15 protein-coding genes, 1 tRNA gene and 1 riboswitch are annotated in these 17,968 nt (G+C 68.7%); of the genes, 3 read left to right on the top strand and 13 right to left on the bottom strand.

Features of this window, described 5'->3' with window-relative positions:
- Position 1: 1 nt before the first annotated feature.
- From GU920_RS10085 to GU920_RS10065, 5 genes are read right to left on the bottom strand one after another with little or no spacing between them, the layout of a single operon-like run.
- Positions 2-631 (bottom strand): precorrin-8X methylmutase, encoded by a 630-nt coding sequence (locus GU920_RS10085; RefSeq protein WP_161766896.1) that lies wholly within the window; start codon positions 629-631, stop codon positions 2-4.
- Positions 632-1,816, bottom strand: coding sequence for a precorrin-3B synthase (gene cobG, locus GU920_RS10080; protein WP_328799253.1), 1,185 nt, complete (start codon positions 1,814-1,816; stop codon positions 632-634).
- On the bottom strand, positions 1,813-5,049 hold the full coding sequence (cobN, locus tag GU920_RS10075) for a cobaltochelatase subunit CobN (protein WP_161766895.1): 3,237 nt from the start codon (positions 5,047-5,049) through the stop codon (positions 1,813-1,815). Before cobN ends, cobG begins: the two co-directional genes overlap by 4 nt.
- An 11-nt stretch (positions 5,050-5,060) precedes the next feature.
- On the bottom strand, positions 5,061-6,104 hold the full coding sequence (cobW, locus tag GU920_RS10070) for a cobalamin biosynthesis protein CobW (RefSeq protein WP_161766894.1): 1,044 nt from the start codon (positions 6,102-6,104) through the stop codon (positions 5,061-5,063).
- Complete coding sequence (locus tag GU920_RS10065) at positions 6,101-6,463, bottom strand: DUF1636 family protein (protein WP_161766893.1); 363 nt, start codon at positions 6,461-6,463, stop codon at positions 6,101-6,103. Before GU920_RS10065 ends, cobW begins: the two co-directional genes overlap by 4 nt.
- Before the next feature lie 93 nt (positions 6,464-6,556).
- A riboswitch (cobalamin riboswitch) is annotated at positions 6,557-6,770 on the bottom strand.
- Between the two features lie 37 nt (positions 6,771-6,807).
- Here GU920_RS10065 and cobO point away from each other — a divergent pair.
- Complete coding sequence (gene cobO, locus GU920_RS10060) at positions 6,808-7,428, top strand: cob(I)yrinic acid a,c-diamide adenosyltransferase (protein ID WP_161766892.1); 621 nt, start codon at positions 6,808-6,810, stop codon at positions 7,426-7,428.
- Between the two features lie 4 nt (positions 7,429-7,432).
- Positions 7,433-8,878, top strand: a complete 1,446-nt coding sequence (locus GU920_RS10055) for a cobyric acid synthase (RefSeq protein ID WP_161766891.1) — start codon at positions 7,433-7,435, stop codon at positions 8,876-8,878.
- Between the two features lie 64 nt (positions 8,879-8,942).
- On the opposite strand, the gene GU920_RS10050 is transcribed toward GU920_RS10055, so the two are convergent.
- From GU920_RS10050 to GU920_RS19720, 5 genes are all read right to left on the bottom strand, one after another.
- Positions 8,943-9,018 (bottom strand) — tRNA-Ala (locus GU920_RS10050).
- A gap of 72 nt (positions 9,019-9,090) precedes the next feature.
- A complete protein-coding gene (trxC, locus tag GU920_RS10045; protein ID WP_161766890.1) occupies positions 9,091-9,552 on the bottom strand; it encodes a thioredoxin TrxC in 462 nt (153 codons plus the stop codon).
- Positions 9,553-9,697: 145 nt separating this feature from the next.
- Positions 9,698-10,015, bottom strand: a complete 318-nt coding sequence (locus tag GU920_RS10040) for a DUF3775 domain-containing protein (protein WP_161766889.1) — start codon at positions 10,013-10,015, stop codon at positions 9,698-9,700.
- A 59-nt stretch (positions 10,016-10,074) separates the two neighbouring features.
- Complete coding sequence (locus GU920_RS10035; protein WP_161766888.1) at positions 10,075-10,404, bottom strand: AzlD domain-containing protein; 330 nt, start codon at positions 10,402-10,404, stop codon at positions 10,075-10,077.
- Positions 10,401-11,111: an AzlC family ABC transporter permease gene (locus tag GU920_RS19720; RefSeq protein ID WP_161766887.1), complete on the bottom strand. Its 711-nt coding sequence runs from the start codon at positions 11,109-11,111 to the stop codon at positions 10,401-10,403. Before GU920_RS19720 ends, GU920_RS10035 begins: the two co-directional genes overlap by 4 nt.
- Before the next feature lie 172 nt (positions 11,112-11,283).
- Here GU920_RS19720 and GU920_RS19825 point away from each other — a divergent pair, with 172 nt between their 5' ends.
- Positions 11,284-13,326, top strand: coding sequence for a calcium-binding protein (locus tag GU920_RS19825; protein WP_161766886.1), 2,043 nt, complete (start codon positions 11,284-11,286; stop codon positions 13,324-13,326).
- A gap of 124 nt (positions 13,327-13,450) precedes the next feature.
- Here the strand turns inward: GU920_RS19825 and gcvP are convergent, their stop codons facing one another.
- The 3 genes from gcvP to gcvT all read right to left on the bottom strand — a co-directional run bounded on the left by gcvP (position 13,451) and on the right by gcvT (position 17,891).
- Positions 13,451-16,288, bottom strand: coding sequence for an aminomethyl-transferring glycine dehydrogenase (gcvP, locus tag GU920_RS10020; RefSeq protein ID WP_161766885.1), 2,838 nt, complete (start codon positions 16,286-16,288; stop codon positions 13,451-13,453).
- 114 nt (positions 16,289-16,402) lie between these two features.
- Positions 16,403-16,762, bottom strand: a complete 360-nt coding sequence (gcvH, locus tag GU920_RS10015) for a glycine cleavage system protein GcvH (protein ID WP_161766884.1) — start codon at positions 16,760-16,762, stop codon at positions 16,403-16,405.
- Positions 16,763-16,769: 7 nt separating this feature from the next.
- The gene (gene gcvT / locus GU920_RS10010; protein ID WP_161766883.1) at positions 16,770-17,891 is read right to left on the bottom strand and encodes a glycine cleavage system aminomethyltransferase GcvT; all 1,122 of its coding nucleotides are present in this window, start codon (positions 17,889-17,891) and stop codon (positions 16,770-16,772) included.
- Positions 17,892-17,968: the final 77 nt, after the last annotated feature.

The following is a 17,968-nucleotide window of genomic DNA, read 5'->3' as shown; positions in this document are numbered from 1 at the left end:
CTCATTCCTTCCGATTGGCCAGCGCGTTGACGGCGGCGACCGTGATCGCCGATCCGCCCAACCGCCCGCGCACGATCAGCGCCGGGCAGGGCGGCGCCGCCATCAGCGCCTCTTTCGATTCCGCCGCCCCGATGAACCCCACCGGGCAGCCCACGATCGCTGCCGGGCGCGGGCAGGCGGGATCCTCCAGCATGTTGAGCAGATGGAACAGGGCCGTCGGCGCATTGCCGATGGCCACCACAGCACCCGCCAGATGGGGCCGCCACAATTCCACCGCCGCCGCGCTGCGCGTATTGCCCATCGCCGCCGCCATCGCAGGCACCTGCGGATCGTGCAGCGTGCAGATCACCGCATTGTCGGCAGGCAGGCGCGGCCGGGTGATCCCTTCGCTCACCATGCGCGCGTCGCACAGGACCGGCGCCCCCGCCTCCAGCGCCGCCCGCGCGGCGCCCACCATGCCGGGGGTGAAGGCCACATGCGCCTCCAGCCCCACCATCCCCGCGGCATGGATCATGCGCACGGTGACGATCTCTTCATCGGGCGTGAAGCGCGCCAGATCGGCCTCGGCCCGGATCGTGGCAAAGGACTGGCGATAGATTTCCGCGCCGTCGGTGATGTAGCTATGGGGCATTCAGGGCGTTCCGGTCAGGTCAGGTCTGGTCTGGGTCAAATGGGCGGCGATGTCGTCGGTAATCTGGGCGGCGGTCAGATCGCGGCCCGCGCCCGCCGCGATATCCCCGCGGATCAGGCGAATGCCCGTGGTGGTGGCCGTCAGCACAAGGGGCGCAGGCCGCGGCAAGGCGCATCCCTTGGCACAGCCCGACACATGCAGGATCGCGCCCTCGGGCACAAGCGGCGCCAGCCGCCGCGCCAGATCGCGCGTGGGCGCCAGCGCCTGCGGGCATCCCGGCGCGCCGGTGCAGGCGATCACCCGCAGGATCGGCGCTGTGGGATCGGTCACCAGCCCCGGCAGATCGGGCAGCGCCGCCGCGCCTTCGACCAAGACCATCCGCCACGGCGTCAGCCGCAGGTCATGGCCCAACCCCGCCAACGCGGCCAGCGTCGCGGCCTCCAACTGGCCAAAGGCCAGCGCCACCAACGCACCCTCGGCCCGCAATCCGGGGCCGGGCGCGGGCATGGCCGGGGCCGGGGCCACCGGCCCCCGCAAATCCTCCGGCGGCAGCACGCCGCGCGCGATCAGCGCGGCCATCCGCCCCCGCCCCTGCGCCACGCCACCCGCCGCCACGAACCACCGCGCCATCTCCAGCGCCCGCGCCGCCGCCTCGGCCTCCGTCACCGCGCACCCCGTGGGCAGGCCATCGGCGCGCAGGATCAGGCCACCCCCCGCCCCGCGCTCGATCCGGATGTCGCCCGACGCGCCCGCCAGCCAGCGCTCCGGTCCCACATCCAGCACGAAGCCGAACTTCCCCGGCAGATCGGGCGCCTCTGCCAGCGCCTCCTCCAGCGCCGTGGCCAGCGCATCGGCCCGCACGAAAGGCGCCACCGTGATGTTGCGGCGGCTTTCCCCCGCCAGATCGCGGTCGATCAGGCCAAGCTGCGTCAGATCGGCGATCAGCGCGGGATGGCTGGCCTCGGTCACGCCGCGCAGCTGCACATTGCCCCGCGCCGACAGGTCGATCAGCCCGTTGCCATGCGCCCGCGCCGCCGCCGCGATCCCCGCCGCCTGCGCGGGCGACAGACGCCCCGCATGGGGCCGCACCCGCACCACCAGCCCATCGCCCGAGGCCATGGGCCGCAGCGCGCCCGGGCACCAGCCTTGAATGATCGGGCCTTGGACAATGGGCGCCCCTGTCACAGCCGCTCCTCCACCGCAAGCGCATTGCGCTGGCTGCGCCACAGCCCCGCCGCGCGCAGGGCGGCAAAACGGTCGCGCAGCGCGGCCAGCGCGGCAGGGTTCTCGCGCTCCATGAACGCCACCACCTCATCGCGGCCAAGGGTCGCGTCATGGTATAGGTCGAACAGATGCGGCGGCACCGCCCGCGCGAGCTGGGCAAAGGATCCCAGATTGTCCAGCGTCGCCGCGATCTCAGCCGCGCCGCGAAAGCCGTGCCGCATCATCCCCGCCGCCCAGTCGGGATTGGCCGCCCGGGCGCGCACCACGCGCGCGATCTCTTCGGTCAGGGTGCGGGCGCGCGGCGCGTCAGGCCGCGTCGCATCCAGATGGTACAGCGCGGGCGCCTCTTCCCCCAGCCGGTGGCGCGCGGCGGCAAACCCCGCCTCATGCGCGGCATAATCCGGCGCCATCAGCAGATCGGTCTCGGGCAGGTCCTGCACATGGGCAAAGGCATCCGCCCCCCTGAGCCGCGCCTCCAGCGCCTCGCGCGCGGGCAGGCTGCGCCCCTGCGCATCAATCGCCCAGGACGAGGCCGACAGCCACGCCTCGCCCGCCGCCATCCGCCCCGCCTCGGTCAGATCGTCCAGCGCAGGCCCCATGCCCAACCCGTACATCCCAGGCTTCGGGCCAAAGACGCGTGGGCTGCGCGCGGCATAAGGGTTGTCCTCCGCCGCCTCGTCCCGGGCGGCCAGCGCCTCGGCCCCCAGTTCGAACATCTGCGCCAGACCGGGAAAGACGTCGCGGAACAGCCCCGACACCCGCAGCGTCACGTCGATGCGCGGCCGCCCCAGCAGGGCCAGCGGCACCACCTCCACCCCCGTCACCCGCCCCGACGCCTCATCCCACAGGGGCGCCAGCCCTGCCAGATGCAGCGCCATGGCGAATTCCTCGCCCGCCGTCCGCATCGACGCCGATCCCCACAGATCGACCAACAGCCCGCGCGGCCAGTCACCATGATCCTGCAGATGGCGGCGCAGCAATTCCTCGGCCAGCTTCACCCCCTGCGCATGGGCGCCTCGTGTCGGCACCGCGCGGGGATCGACCGAAAACAGGTTCCGCCCCGTGGGCAGCACATCCGCCCGCCCGCGATGCGGCGATCCCGCCGGTCCGGGCGGCACGAACCGCCCGTCCAGCGCCGCCAGAAGCCCCGCCATCTCGCCCGCGCCATCGCCATAGACGTGCAGCCCGTCGCCGTAGCGGCTTTCCTTTACGTCACACACGAAACGGTCGATCCGGGTGATCGCCTCGGCGGGGCTCGCATCGGGCGGCAGGCCCAGATCAGCCTCCACCCCCAGCGCGGCGGCCATGGCCCGGATTTCCCCGATCAGGCGGCGGCGGCGCGACGGATCCAGCCCATCGGCGGTGGAATATTCGTCCAGCAGCCGCTCCAACCCCTCCAGCGCGGCAGGCAAGCGGCTCGGCGCCAAGGGCGGCGGCAGATGGCCCAGCGTCACCGCCCCGATCCGCCGCTTGGCCTGTGCCGCCTCGCCCGGATCATTCACGATGAAGGGATAGACAAAGGGCAGATCCCCCGCCAGCGCCTCGGGCCAGCAGGCCTCGGACAGCGCCACCGATTTGCCCGGCAGCCATTCCAGCGTGCCATGCGCCCCCATATGCACCGCCCCATGCAGGCCGAGCGAGCGGAGCCACAGGTAGAACGCCACATAACCATGCCGGGGCACGCGCGACAGGTCGTGATAGCTGTCCTCGCGCCCCCGCACCTCGCCCCGCTCGGGCTGCAGGGCCACGACCACCGCCCCGCGCCGGGTGGCCGCGAAATGAAACACCCCGTCGCGACAGGCCGGGTCCTCCTCTGGCGCGCCCCAGGCCGCCATCAGGCTGTCGCGCAGCGTCTCGGGCAATCCGGCCAGCGCCGCGCGATATTCGGCCAGCGGCCAACCCATCGTCTCGGCCAGCAGGGCCGGGGCAAGCGGCGCGCCCGGCCCGGTGGCATAGCCCGCCTCCGCCAGCGCCCCCAGCACCCGATCGGCCGAGGCCGGGGCATCCAGCCCCACCGCATGGGCAATCTGATCGGGCCGCCCCGGATAGGTGGACAGAATCAGCGCCAATTGCCGCGCCGCAGGCGCGATCCGCGCCAGGCGGTGCCACCCCACCGCCCGGTCCAAGAGCGCCGCGATCCGCCCCACATCGGCGCGATGGGCAAAGCGCGAAAACTCCAGATCCGGGTCGCGCTTGCCCGGCGACTTGAAACTCGCCACCCCCGCGAAGATGCGCCCATCCACCTCGGGCAGCACCACATGCATCGCCAGATCGGCAGGCGACAGGCCCCGCTCCGACCCCGCCCAATCGCGCCGCCGCGCGGTGGACAGCGCCACCTGAAACACCGGGCAACCCGGCGCGTCCAGCGGCGTGGTGCCATCCTCCCCCTTGGCCGAAAAGGCCGTCAGGTTGAAGATCATCACCGGCGACAGCTGCGCCAGCGCGCCGCGCACGAACTCTGCCGCGCCGGGCGCCTTCAGCGATGGCACGAACAGCCCCTGCGCCGCATAGCCCCGCGCCCGCAGCGCGGCGATCACCGCATCCACCGCCGCCGTATCGGCGGATGTCAGGTAGCTGCGATAGAACACCACCGCCACCGCATCCTCGGCAGGCCCCGGCACTGCCACCACACCCTGCTCGGGATCGTACCAGCCGCATTGCGGCACGCTCTTCGCGCCCAGCACCGGCCCCGCGAACAGGCCCGCCGCCAGCGACAGCTGCGCCAGCGCCGCCTGCGCCGCCACCGCGCCGCCCGCATCGCACAGGGCCTGCAACCGCCGCAGCGTGGAGACAGGCAGGGTCGAGGCCGCATCCAGCGCCGGATCGTCGCGCCCGTCCGCAGGCAGCACCGCCAGCGCGATGCCCTGCCGCCGCGCCATGTCCTGCAGGCTGGCGATGCCATGGGGCCAATAGCCCACCCCGCCGATCAGCCGCACCAGAATGGCGCGCGCGTGCGCCGCCGTCGCCTCGATCCAGGTATCCACGGAAACCGGGTGGCGCAGCGCCACCAGATTGGCCAGCCGCAGCGTGGGCAGGGGGCTGCCGCCCGCCCGCGCGCGATGCCATCCCGCCGCGAAAGCGCCAAGGTCACTGTCCGAGAAACTCAGCACCAACAGATCCGCGGGCGTCTGCCCCAGATCCATCGGAACCTCGGTCTCCTCCAGCCCGTGACTTTCGCGAAAGACGACATGCATGGGTCGCGCCCTTACAACCCCGCTTCGGCAAAGACGGCGCGGACCGCCGCCGGGTCCACGTGATCATGCTCGGCAATCACCACCAGACGCGACTGCCGCACCCGCGCGCCCCACGGCTCATCATACTGATGCCGCACCCGCTCGCCCACCGCCTGCACCAAAAGGCGCATGGGCTTGCCCGCCACGGCGACATGGCCCTTCACGCGCAGGATGTTCTGCTCGCGCGCCAGACGGCGGATCGCTTCGGCCAGCACCTCGGGATCGGCGATCTCGGGCAGGTCCACCACGGTGCTGTCGAAATCGTCATGCTCGTGATCATCATGCCCGTCATGGTGGCTGGGCCGCGCGGCCAGATCATCCTCGGCCGCCGCCCCCAGACCAAGGATCACCTTGGGGTCGATCACCCCTTCCGCCATCGACAGGATCGGCAGCTTGCGCGGCACCTCGGCCTCCACCACCGCGCGGGCGGCGGCGATGCCCGCCTCGCCCGCCAGATCGGCCTTGGTCAAAAGCACGATATCGGCGCAGGCGATCTGATCCTCGAACACCTCCGACAAGGGCGTCTCGTGGTCGATGCTGTCATCGGCCTCGCGCTGCGCCTGCACCGCCGCCTCGTCCGGCGCGAACCGGCCCGCCGCCACCGCCTCGGCATCGGCCAGCGCGATCACCCCGTCCACCGTGATGCGCGACCGGATCGCCGGCCAGTCAAAGGCCTTCAGCAAAGGCTTGGGCAGCGCCAGACCGGACGTCTCGATCAGGATGTGATCGGGCCGCTTCGGCATCGCCAGCAACGCCTCCACCGTCGGGATGAAGTCATCGGCCACCGTGCAGCAGATGCAGCCATTGGCCAGTTCCACGATGTTCTCCACCGGGCAATTCTCATCGGCGCAGGATTTCAGGATATCCCCGTCCACGCCCACGGTGCCGAACTCGTTCACCAGAACCGCAAGCCGCTTGCCTTGCGGGTTCTGCATCAGATGCCGGATCAGCGTCGTCTTGCCCGACCCGAGAAAGCCGGTGATGATGGTGACGGGGATCTTCGCAAGGTCGCTCATGGGGTCTCTCCAATCGGGGGAATTCGGGCAAGCGATTGCTTGCGAAAGATCGCCGGACGCTCGCGCCACGGCACCACGCCGTCGGGGGCCCGCGCATAGGCGGCGGCACCGGCCAGAATGTCATCGACATCGCCCTCGGTCAGCCGCCCATAGACATAGCTCCACCGCCCCGGCGCGCTCAGCGCCACGCTGCAGCCCTGCGAACAGGCCGACAGGCACTCCACCCGCCGGATCGTCACCGCCTCGGGCGGCTCTGCCTGCAACAGCGCGCGCGCCAGCCGTTCTCCGGCCACCGGCGCGCCGTCTTCCACGGTCTCGCCAGCCCGGCAGGTAGAGCAGACGAGAAGCGTCACAGCCATCGCGTATTCCCTCGTTCGCGACCGGGGGGCGCGGCCGAACGACCGGCGTGACAACACGCAGCCATGTCCGGTCGCGGATCACCCCGTCCGCCCGTTTGCAGTCCTGCGCTGGCAGGTCTCCCGGCTTGCGAAGCAGGGCGCAGGGGCGCCCCATTCCATCCCCCTTCCCAGCCGCGGGGGCCAGTGGTTACGGGATGAATACTCCGGTCACGGTCGCGGGGGCGGCTGCGCTTCGGCCCGTCACAAAGGCCTATCGCATTCCCTCTTCGCCTGTCCTAAGACAGGAACCAGCACGTCTGACCAGTGACCCCAACCCCCAAGCCTTGTCAAGGACCGCTGCCGACATGACCAGCGATGCAAACGACGCCGACACCCGCCACAGCGCGAAAATGGCCAAGATCAAGGCCGCGCGCGACCGGATGATGGAAACCAAGACCGGCGAAAAGGGCCTTGTGATCGTCCATACCGGGCCGGGCAAGGGCAAGTCTTCCTCAGGCTTCGGCATGATCCTGCGCTGCATCGCCCATGGCATGCCCTGCGCCGTGGTGCAGTTCATCAAGGGCGCATGGGATACCGGCGAACGCCGCCTTCTCTCCACCCATTTCGGCGATCTCTGCCAGTTCCACGCCATGGGCGAAGGCTTCACCTGGGAAACCCAGGACCGCACCCGCGACATCGCCGCCGCGCAGGCGGGCTGGGCCAGGGCGCGTGACCTGATCCGCGATCCGGCCATCCGCTTCGTCCTGCTGGACGAGATCAACATCGCCCTGCGCTACGATTACCTAGACATCGCCGAGGTGCTGGCCTTCCTGCGCGATGAAAAACCGCCCATGACCCATGTCTGCCTGACCGGCCGCAACGCCAAGCCCGAACTGATCGAAGCCGCCGATCTGGTCACCGAGATGGCGGTGGTGAAACACCCGTTCCGCGCCGGGATCAAGGCGCAGGCCGGGGTGGAGTTCTGATCCCATGCCCGCGCTGATGATCCAGGGCACCGGCTCCAATGTCGGCAAGTCGATGCTGGTCGCAGGCCTGTGCCGCGCGGCCCGCCTGCGCGGCCTGACCGTGCTGCCGTTCAAGCCGCAGAACATGTCGAACAACGCCGCCGTGACCGAAGACGGCGGCGAGATCGGCCGCGCGCAGGCGCTGCAGGCGCTGGCCTGCGGGGTGGCGCCCCATACCGACATGAACCCCGTCCTCCTGAAACCCGAATCCGAGGTGGGCGCCCAGGTCGTAGTGCAGGGCAAACGCCTGACCACCACCCGTGCCGCCGAATACGCCACGCTCAAGCCGCAGCTGATGGGCGCGGTCCTCGACAGCTTCCATCGCCTCAAGGCGCGCGCCGACCTGGTGATCGTCGAAGGCGCGGGCAGCCCGGCCGAGGTCAACCTGCGCCAGGGCGACATCGCCAACATGGGCTTTGCCCGCGCCGCCGATGTGCCGGTCGTGCTGGCGGGCGACATCGACCGCGGCGGCGTCATCGCCCAGATCATCGGCACGCAGGCCATCCTCGATCCCGCCGATGCCGCCATGGTGCAGGGCTTCCTCATCAACAAGTTCCGCGGCGATCCCCGGCTGTTCGACGATGGCTATGCCTTCATCGCCGCCCGCACCGGCTGGCGCGGCTTTGGCGTGCTGCCCTGGTTCCCCGACGCCGCCCGCCTGCCGGCCGAAGACGCGCTCGACCTCGCCCGCACCAGCGGCGGCGGCCCCATCCGCATCGCCTGCCTCGCCCTGTCGCGCATCGCCAATTTCGACGATCTCGACCCGTTGAAACAGGAAGCGGGCGTCACCGTCGATATGGTCCTGCCCGGCCAGCCGATCCCCGGCGATGCCACCCTCGTGATCATCCCCGGCTCCAAATCGACACGCGGCGATCTGGCCTTCCTGCGCGCGCAGGGCTGGGACATCGACCTCGCCGCCCATCGCCGCCGGGGCGGGCGCATCATGGGCATCTGCGGCGGCTACCAGATGCTCGGCCGCAGCGTGGCCGATCCCATGGGGATCGAAGGCCCCGCCGGCGAAACCCCCGGCCTCGGGTTTCTCGACGTGGACACGGTGATGACCGCCGACAAGCGCCTCACCCGCAGCAGCGCCACCCACTGCGCCAGCGGCCTGCAGGTTTCGGGCTACGAGATCCACATCGGCCGCACGGATGGCCCCGATTGCGCCCGCCCCTTCGCCTTGCTCGAAGGCCGCGCCGAAGGCGCCACCTCCGCCGATGGCCGGGTGACGGGCAGCTATCTGCACGGCCTCTTCACCGATGACGCCTTCCGCCAGGCCTTCCTCGCCGATCTCGGCGCCGCGCCCTCCGCCCTCACCTATGCCGCCGGCGTCGAGACGACGCTCGACACCCTCGCCGCCCATCTCGAAAGCCATCTGGATGTGGCGGCCCTCCTCGCGCTGGCCCGCTAGGACCCGCGCCAGATCACGCGGCCTTCGCCCAAGCGGGCGGCCTACGCAGGATGTTTTGGGATTTTGGTGGAGCAGAGGGGGATCGAACCCCTGACCTCGTCATTGCGAACGACGCGCTCTCCCAACTGAGCTACTGCCCCCACGCCGCGGGCTTTTGGCGCAAAGCTTCCGCCTTGTCAAGCAACCGCACGGCCCCCCGCAAGGCCACCCCGCTACCCCGACTTCGCCCCCGGATGCGCCCCCAGATGCGCCCGCAGGAACGCCACGATATCGGCCGCGGGACGCGCGCCGGTCAGCCGCGCCACCTCTCGCCCGCGATGATACAGGATCAGCGCCGGGATCCCCCGGATACCCGCCCGCTGCGACACGACGGGATGCGCCTCGGTATCCAGCTTGCCAAACCGCACGCGCGGTGCCATCGCCTGAGCCGCCTTGGCGAACTCGGGCGCCATCGCCCGGCACGGCCCGCACCATGCCGCCCAGTAGTCCACGATCAGCGGCAGATCATCCCCCCGCACCGCCCGGTCATGTGCGGCCGCATCCAGCGCCATCACCCGCCCATCCAGTAACGCCGCCCCGCAGACCCCGCATTTCGGCCCCGCCGCCAGCCGCGCCTCCGGCACCCGGTTCATCTGCCCACAGGCCGCGCAGCACAGCTTTACCCCTTCGGCCATATCTACCCCCCATCACATGCATCTAATTGCATATGTCTGCATCAGAGGGTGGGAAAACAACCCCGCCTTCATCTTGGCCCCAAATTCCCGCGGGGGGCCGACCGGCACGGGCGGCGGGGGCGGCAGCCCCCTCCCCGGCCCTGCGTCACAGGAAATCGTTCTCCACATCGGTGACGTCGATCCCCAGCGCCTCAAGCCCCGCCTCAAGGTTCTCGGCCAGATGCGGCATGCCCATCAGATACTGGTCCGTGGGCACTGTCGCCTCCGTATAGGCCGTCTCCACCGCCGTGGCGTAATCCTCCGGCTCGAACGCCCCCCGCCCGACCCAGGCGATGGCGGTCAGATGCGCCTTCTCATCGTCATTCAGGGCGTCGATGAAGGCGTGCAACTCCTTCTCCGCCACCCCCTCCTCGCGGGACTGGTAAATCACATGCACCACCTTCTCGGGACTGATCTCCAGCATGGCGCGACTCCCTTCCTCGGCGCATCATGGTTGCGCCAGCGGCGCCTCGGCGCAAGCCCTCAGGTCACCAGCGCGAAAACCGCCGCATAGACCACCGCCCCGGCCAGCGTCGCCCCCACGACAGACCGCGCCGCGCACCAGACCGCCACCACGGCCGCACTCCCGGCAAGGGGCGCGGCCAGATCGCCCCCGGCGGCAAAGGGCAGCGCCGCCGCCACGAACAGCGTGGCAATGGCCGCAGGCCCCACAGCCGCCAGAAACCGCGCCATCAGCCCCCCATCCTGCGCCCCGTCCCGCCCCGTTCCCAGCCCGAACCGGATCGGCAGATAGCGAAAGCCCCAATTCGCCGCGCCCACGATCAGCGCCAGCACCAGCACCCCGCCGCTCATGCCCGCACCCGCCGCAGCACACCCGCCACCGCCCCCGCTGCCATCCCGGCGAGGATGCCCACAGTCGATGACACCGCCAGCGTCCCCGCCACGCAGGCCACGCCCGCCACCACGATCACGGGCACCTGTGGGCGCGACAGGATCGACAGCAGCAGCGCCAGAAACAACGCAGGCAACAGGAAGGACAGCCCCGCCTCCAGCACCGGCCAATCCGCCAGCGCGCCACCCCCCGCCAAGGCCCCCGCCACCGTACCCGCCACCCAGGCGGCATAGGCAGGCAGGCCCAACCCGAACATGTAGCTTTCCGAAAAACGCCGCCCCCGCGCCAGATCGCCCAGCGCCGCGCCGAACACCTCATCCGTCAGACCCCAGGCCCAGGCCCAGGCATGGCGCCGTGCCGCGCCCTGCCCTGCCGCCTTCATCAGCGCGGGGCCGTAAAGCAGATGCCGCAGGTTCATCGCGATCAGCGTGAGCGCCGCCACCGGCAGCGCCGCCCCCGATGTCAGCAAGGCCAGCGCCAGGAACTGCGACGCCCCCGCATAGATGATCACCGACAGTGCCGCCGCCTCCCACGCGGTCAGCCCCGCCCCCGTCGCCGCCACGCCAAAGGCAAAGGCGATGGGAAAGTATCCCAGCGCGATCGGCACCGCCGCCAGCATCCCCGCCCGCAGGCCACCCGCCGCGCGCCCCTCGCCCGTCTCCACCATCCACCGCCCCTGTCCATTCGCCCGGGCATCCGGCCTACCCGCGCGCCGTCAGCGCGTCAACGCCCGCCCGGACCCTGCCCGTAAAGCCAACTTGACAGCCGCCCACCGCCCATGCGCTTCTCGCACAGAACGTCTCGCCTATGTCCCGGTACCAGTACGGCGGAGTTATGCCATGCCCTTCCTCTCCCCCAGCTTTCGTATCAATACCAGCACCTACGATGAGCAGACACAACCCGCCGTCGCCGTGCTGCGCGACGGCCGCGTCGCTGTCGCCTGGACCGATAACAGCAACATCCAAGATGTCACCCAGGGCCGCGACGTCCGCGCCCGCGTGATTGATGCCGCAGGTCCCGGCACGTCACTCGACTTCAAGGTGAACACCGAAGCCCCCGTCGCCACCTTCTTCAACAACCGCTCGCAATTCACGCCCGACATCGTTGCCTTGCCCAATGGCGGCTTCACCATCGCCTACACCGATACCCAGGTCACCTCCGATACCGCCTTCCGCAGCACCACGGCGCTGCGCAGCTTTGATGCCGAAGGCACCGCCACGGGCCCCCAACGGCTGGTCTTTCCTTCTGCCGATCCGGCTGGAAACAACACCGTCTTTCCCGGCAACGTCTCGCTCGTTGCCCTGAGGGATGGCGGGCTCGCCTTCAGTGGCACCACGACGGTCGATTGGGTCCTCCCCTTCGATCCTGGCCGCAAGCTTATGATCAACACCCTTTCGCCGGACGGCACGCTGGGCACGCTCTTCTCCGGCGCGGGTGATGTGACGGGCGACCAGATCAAGCCGGAACTCACCCGCCTGTCCAACGGCAACATCGCCGTGGCCTATCTCAGCAACGAAGGCCGCCCCTCTTTCGACTACGACCTGCGCATCCAGATCCGCACCCCTGCGGGTACAGCAGTGGGCACCGAAATCGTGGTCCCCAGCCGCAACCCCTTCGGCAACACAGACATGGCCTACAGCATCACAGCGCTGAACAACGGTCGCTTCGTCGTCACCTGGCACCAACCCATCACCAATGACGAAAGGCTCGCCGGACAAACCCCCGATATCCTCGCCCGCATCTACAACGCCAACGGCACACCCATCGGCGGCGAAATCGCCGTTCATCCCGCCGATGGCGTCGGGCAACTGAATCCCATCGTCGCGGCGCAGCCCAATGGCAGCTTCCTGATCGTCTGGGAGGAAAATGCCGGCTCCTCAGGCGGCAACTACCTGCGCGCCCGCCTCTTCAACGCCGATGGCACAGCGGCTGGCAGCATCTTCTCGCTCGGCGATGGCAGGGGTGAGATGCGGAATGTCGATATCACCATCACCAATGATGGCCGCTACCTGATCGTCTGGCAGGATCAGAACAACCTTCCCGGAGACCCCGACGGTTTCGCCATCCGCGGCCAATACATCGACCCCCGCATCGCAGCGGTGAACTGGGCAGGTCGCGTCATCGCCGAACAATATGTCGGCACCGATTTCGGCGACAGCTTCAACGGCGGCAAGGGCAACGACACGATCTGGGGCGGCTTGGGCGAGGATACCTTCCTTCTCGATGCCGGGCGTGACACGCTCCATGGTGGCGGTGGCAACGACACCTTCCACGTCACCTCCACCGACCGGGTGGTCGAGGCTGCGGGCGAAGGCACCGCCGACCGCGTGATCGCCTATACCAGCTTCACCCTCGCCGCAGGGCAGGAGGTCGAGATCCTGCAAGCCGCCGAAATCCGCACCACCACCCCGATGGAATTGCGCGGCAACAGCGGCAGCAACCAGATCATCGGCAACGCCTCTGCCAACCGCCTGTTCGGCGCGATCGGCAATGATACGATCAGCGGCGGCGACGGCAGCGACACGATCATCGGCGGCCTCGGGCGCGACCGTCTGACCGGGGGCGCGGCGGCGGATACCTTCGTCCTGATGCCAGGCGCCAGAAACGCTGACACGATCACCGATTTCACCCCCGGCAGCGACATCCTGCAGCTGTCCGCCGCCGATTTCGGCGCAGAGCTGATCACGGGCGCATTGGACCCGTCGCAATTCGTGTCAAACAGGGGCGGCCGCGCAACCACCGCCGACCACCGCCTTATCTACGAAAACGACAACGGTCGCCTCTATTTCGATGCCGATGGCAGCGGCGACGGGGCTAGGGTCCTGATCGCCACCTTGCTGGGTGCACCCGCGCTGACGGCGGATGACCTCCTGCTGATCTAGCGTTTCGGGGCATTTTCGCGGAGGGATCGCGCGTTATCCACCCGATCCCTGCGCCGATCTGTATGCACGCCCGTCTGCACACCCGTCTGCTCGGGCAGCAGCACGGCCACCGCCCATTCCCTTGCTATTCCGCCGCCTGCGCATAGGCCTCCACCGGCGGGCAGGTGCAGATCAGGTTGCGGTCGCCGAACACATTGTCCACCCGCCCCACGGGAGGCCAGTACTTGTCCACCCGGAAGGCGCCGGGCGGGAAACAACCCTGCTCGCGCGGATATTTGCGCGTCCAGTCTGCCACCAGATCCTCCACCGTATGCGGCGCATGGCGCAGCGGGCTGTCCTCGGCAGAAATCTCGCCCCGCTCCACCGCCGCGATCTCGGCCCGGATCGCCAGCAGCGCGGTGATGAAACGGTCGATCTCGGCCTTCGTCTCGCTTTCCGTGGGCTCCACCATCAGCGTCCCCGCCACCGGCCAGCTCATCGTCGGCGCGTGGAAACCGTTATCCACCAGCCGCTTGGCGATATCGTCCACCGTCACCCCTGCTTCCGCGAAGGGCCGGGTGTCAAGGATACATTCATGCGCCACCCGCCCCTTGTTCCCCATGAACAGGATCGGATAGGCCCCCTTCAGCCGCGCCGCGATGTAATTGGCGTTCAGGATCGCCACCCGCGTCGCCTGAGTCAGCCCCTCGCCCCCCATCATCAGGCAATAGGCCCAGGAAATCAGCAGGATCGACGCGCTGCCGAATGGCGCCGCACTCACCGCGCCATCGCCATGCGTCTCGGGATGTCCCGGCAGATAGGGCGCCAGATGCGCCTTCACGCCGATGGGCCCCATCCCCGGCCCACCACCGCCATGCGGAATGGCGAATGTCTTGTGCAAGTTCAGGTGGCTCACATCACTCCCGATCTCGCCGGGCTTCACCAGCCCCACCAGCGCGTTCATGTTGGCCCCGTCCAGATAGACTTGCCCGCCATGCTCATGCGTGATGGCGCAGATCTCCCGCACCGTCTCTTCGAACACGCCATGGGTAGAGGGATAGGTGATCATGCAGGCGGCAAGATTGGCACCGGCCTCCGCCGCCTTCTGGCGGAAATCGTCGATATCCACATCGCCGTTCGGCGCCGATTTCACCACCACCACCTGCATCCCCGCCATCTGCGCGCTGGCCGGGTTCGTGCCATGCGCCGACACCGGGATCAGACAGATGTTGCGATGCCCCTCACCCCGCGCGCGGTGATAGGCCTGAATCGTCAACAGCCCCGCATACTCCCCCTGCGCCCCAGAGTTGGGCTGCATGGAAAACGCGTCATACCCCGTCACCTCGCACAGCTTTTCGGTCAGATCGGAAATCGCCTCGCGGTAGCCCGCCGCCTGATCCGCCGGGGCAAAGGGGTGGAGCGATCCGAACTCCGGCCAGGTGATGGGCATCATCTCCGCCGCCGCGTTCAGCTTCATTGTGCAAGATCCCAGCGGGATCATCGCCCGGTCCAGCGCCAGATCGCGGTCCGACAGGCGGCGCATGTAGCGCATCATCTCGGATTCCGCGCGGTTCATGTGGAACACCGGATGGGTCAGATAATCGGTCGTCCGCAGCATGGCCTCGGGGAAGCCAAGGCTTGCCCGATGCGGCGGCACGCCCTCGATGCCAAAGGCGCGCAGGACCCGGATCAGCACCTTCTCATCCGTCGTCTCGTCCAGGCTGATCCCCACGCGGTCATTGCCGATCTTGCGGAAATTCAATCCTTCATGCCGCGCGGCGGCAAGGATACCTGCCTGCCCGACACCCACCTCCACCGTGATCGTGTCGAAAAAGGCCTTGGGGCTCACCTTCGCCCCGGCAGCCTTCAGCGCGCGCGCCAGACGGTTGGTCAGGAAATGCACCCGCTCGGCAATCGCGCGCAGGCCACGCGGCCCGTGGAATACCGCGTAGAAGGACGCCATCACCGCCAGCAAGGCCTGCGCCGTGCACACATTGCTCGTGGCCTTTTCGCGCCGGATATGCTGCTCGCGCGTCTGCAGCGACAGGCGGTACGCCTTGTTCCCCCGCGCATCAATGGAAACCCCGACGATCCGCCCCGGCATCGCGCGCTTGTAGTCATCCTTGCACGACATGAAGGCCGCATGCGGCCCGCCATAGCCCATCGGCACCCCGAAACGCTGGCTCGACCCGATGGCGATATCCGCCCCCATCGCACCTGGCTCCTTCAGCATGGTCAGCGCCAGAAGATCGGTCGCGACAATCGCCACCGCCTTCGCCTGATGCAGCGCGGCGATCTGGTCGGTAAAGTCGATCACATGCCCGTAGGTGCCGGGATACTGGAAGATCGCGCCAAAAACCTGCGCAGCCTCCATCTTCGCCGGATCGCCCACGATCACCTCGATCCCCAAGGGCTCCGCCCGCGTGCGGATCACGGCGATGGTCTGCGGATGGCAGCCATGATCGACAAAGAACCCCCGCGCCTTGGTCTTGGCCACACGCTCGGCCATAGTCATGGCCTCTGCCGCCGCCGTTGCCTCATCCAGAAGCGACGCATTGGCCACCGGCAGGCCGGTCAGATCCGCCACCATCGTCTGATAGTTCAGCAGCGCCTCAAGCCGCCCCTGCGCGATCTCGGGCTGATAGGGCGTATAGGCGGTATACCATGCCGGGTTCTCCAGAATGTTGCGCTGGATCGCAGGCGGGGTCACCGTGCCGTAATAGCCCTGCCCGATCAGGCTGGTCATCACCCGGTTCTTCGCGCCCACCTCGCGCATCCGCGCCAAAAGCTCATGCTCCGACAGGGGCGCCCAACCCAGAGGCTTGGCCTGCCGGATCGACTTCGGCACCGTCTCGTCGATCAGCGCATCCAGCGTCTTGACGCCCACCACCTTCAGCATCTCGGCCATCTCGGCGGGCGAGGGGCCAATATGGCGGCGGTTGGCAAAGTCATAGGGGTTGTAATCGACAGGGGTAAAGGTCATGGCGCGCACCTCGGGCTTGGGGGATAGGCAGGCGCAGGACGCGCCCACCAAATTCCTTCGAAGGAATTTGCAAAAGTTTTCGAAAACTTTTGCGTCACATCGGCCTTTGCGGGATCACCCGATCAGGTCGTTGTATTCGTCCTCGTCCATGAACTGGTCCAGCACATCCAGATCATCGACCTTCATTTTGAAGAACCACGCCGCCCCGGTCGGATCCTCGTTCACAAGGCCCGGGTTATCGACCAGCTTGGTATTCACGGCGACGATCTCGCCATCCAGCGGGGCAAGGATGTCGGACGCGGCCTTGACGCTCTCGATCACCACCACCTCATCGCCCGAGGCGACCATGGTCTCTGTCGCGGGCAGTTCCACAAACACCACATCGCCCAACTGGGTGGCGGCATGTTCGGTGATACCCACGACCACCAGATCACCCTCGATCCGCAGCCATTCATGTTCTTCGGTGTATTTCATCGCATCCTCAACGCTTGTAACGGGTGGGGTGGAACGGCATCGGCACGACAGTGACAGGCAGGCGCTTGCCGCGCACCTCGCCCATCAGCGCCGTCCCGGTATCGGCATAAGACGCAGGCACATAGCCCATGGCAACAGGCGCCTCGACGCTGGGCCCGAACCCGCCCGAGGTGACGGCGCCCAGAGGCGTGCCATCCTCCGCAAACAGCCCCGTCCCCTCGCGCATCGGCGCGCGCCCCTCGGGGCGCAGGCCCACGCGGCACCGCTCGGGCCCTTGGGCCAATTCGCGCAGGATGCGCCCGGCGCCGGGGAACCCGCCCTCCCGAGCGCCCCCTGCCCGCCGCACCTTCTGGATAGCCCAGCTCAACCCGGCTTCCACCGGGCTCGTGCCTTCGTCGATGTCATGGCCGTAAAGGCACAGCCCCGCCTCCAGCCGCAGCGAATCCCGCGCGCCCAGACCGATGGGCATCACCCCCGGCTGTGCGAGCAGCGCCCGGACGAACGGCTCCGCCACCGCCTCTGGCACAGACAGCTCAAACCCGTCCTCGCCGGTGTATCCCGACCGCGACACCCAGACCGCAGCCCCGTCCCAGCCCATCACCGCCACATCCATGAACCGCAGCGCCGCCACCCCGGGCAGCAGCGCGGCCAAGGCCGCCTCCGCCCCCGGCCCCTGCAGCGCGATCAGCGCACGATCCTGAATGAACTCCACCTCCGCCACATCCTCCAGATGGGCGCGCATATGGGCGACATCGGCCTCCTTGCAGGCGGCATTGACCACCACGAACAGATGATCGCCCCGATGGGCGAACATCAGGTCATCCAGAATCCCGCCCGTCTCGTTGGTGAACAGCCCATAGCGCTGCCGCCCCGGCGCCAGCCCCAGCACATCCACGGGCATCATCGCCTCGAACCCGGCACAGAGCGCCGCCATGTCGCGCCGCGGGCGCAGGATCACCTGCCCCATATGGGACACATCAAACAGCCCGGCGGCAGCGCGCGTCTGCAGATGCTCCTTCATCACGCCTGCGGGATACTGCACCGGCATCTCATATCCGGCAAAGGGGACCATCTTCCCCCCCAGTTCCACATGCAGGTCGTGCAGACCCAGTCGCTTCAGGTCGGACACGCGTCCCTCCCCACTTCAGCGCCGGTCTTGCAAACACGGCACCGCCCGGACAGGCCAATCCCTGCCCCACGATGCCC

Origin of the sequence: Paragemmobacter ruber, from assembly GCF_009908315.1 — a bacterium.
Taxonomy (GTDB): Bacteria; Pseudomonadota; Alphaproteobacteria; order Rhodobacterales; family Rhodobacteraceae; genus Paragemmobacter; species Paragemmobacter ruber.
Note: the sequence above shows the minus strand (reverse complement) of the source record. Positions and strands in the feature narration are given on the sequence as shown.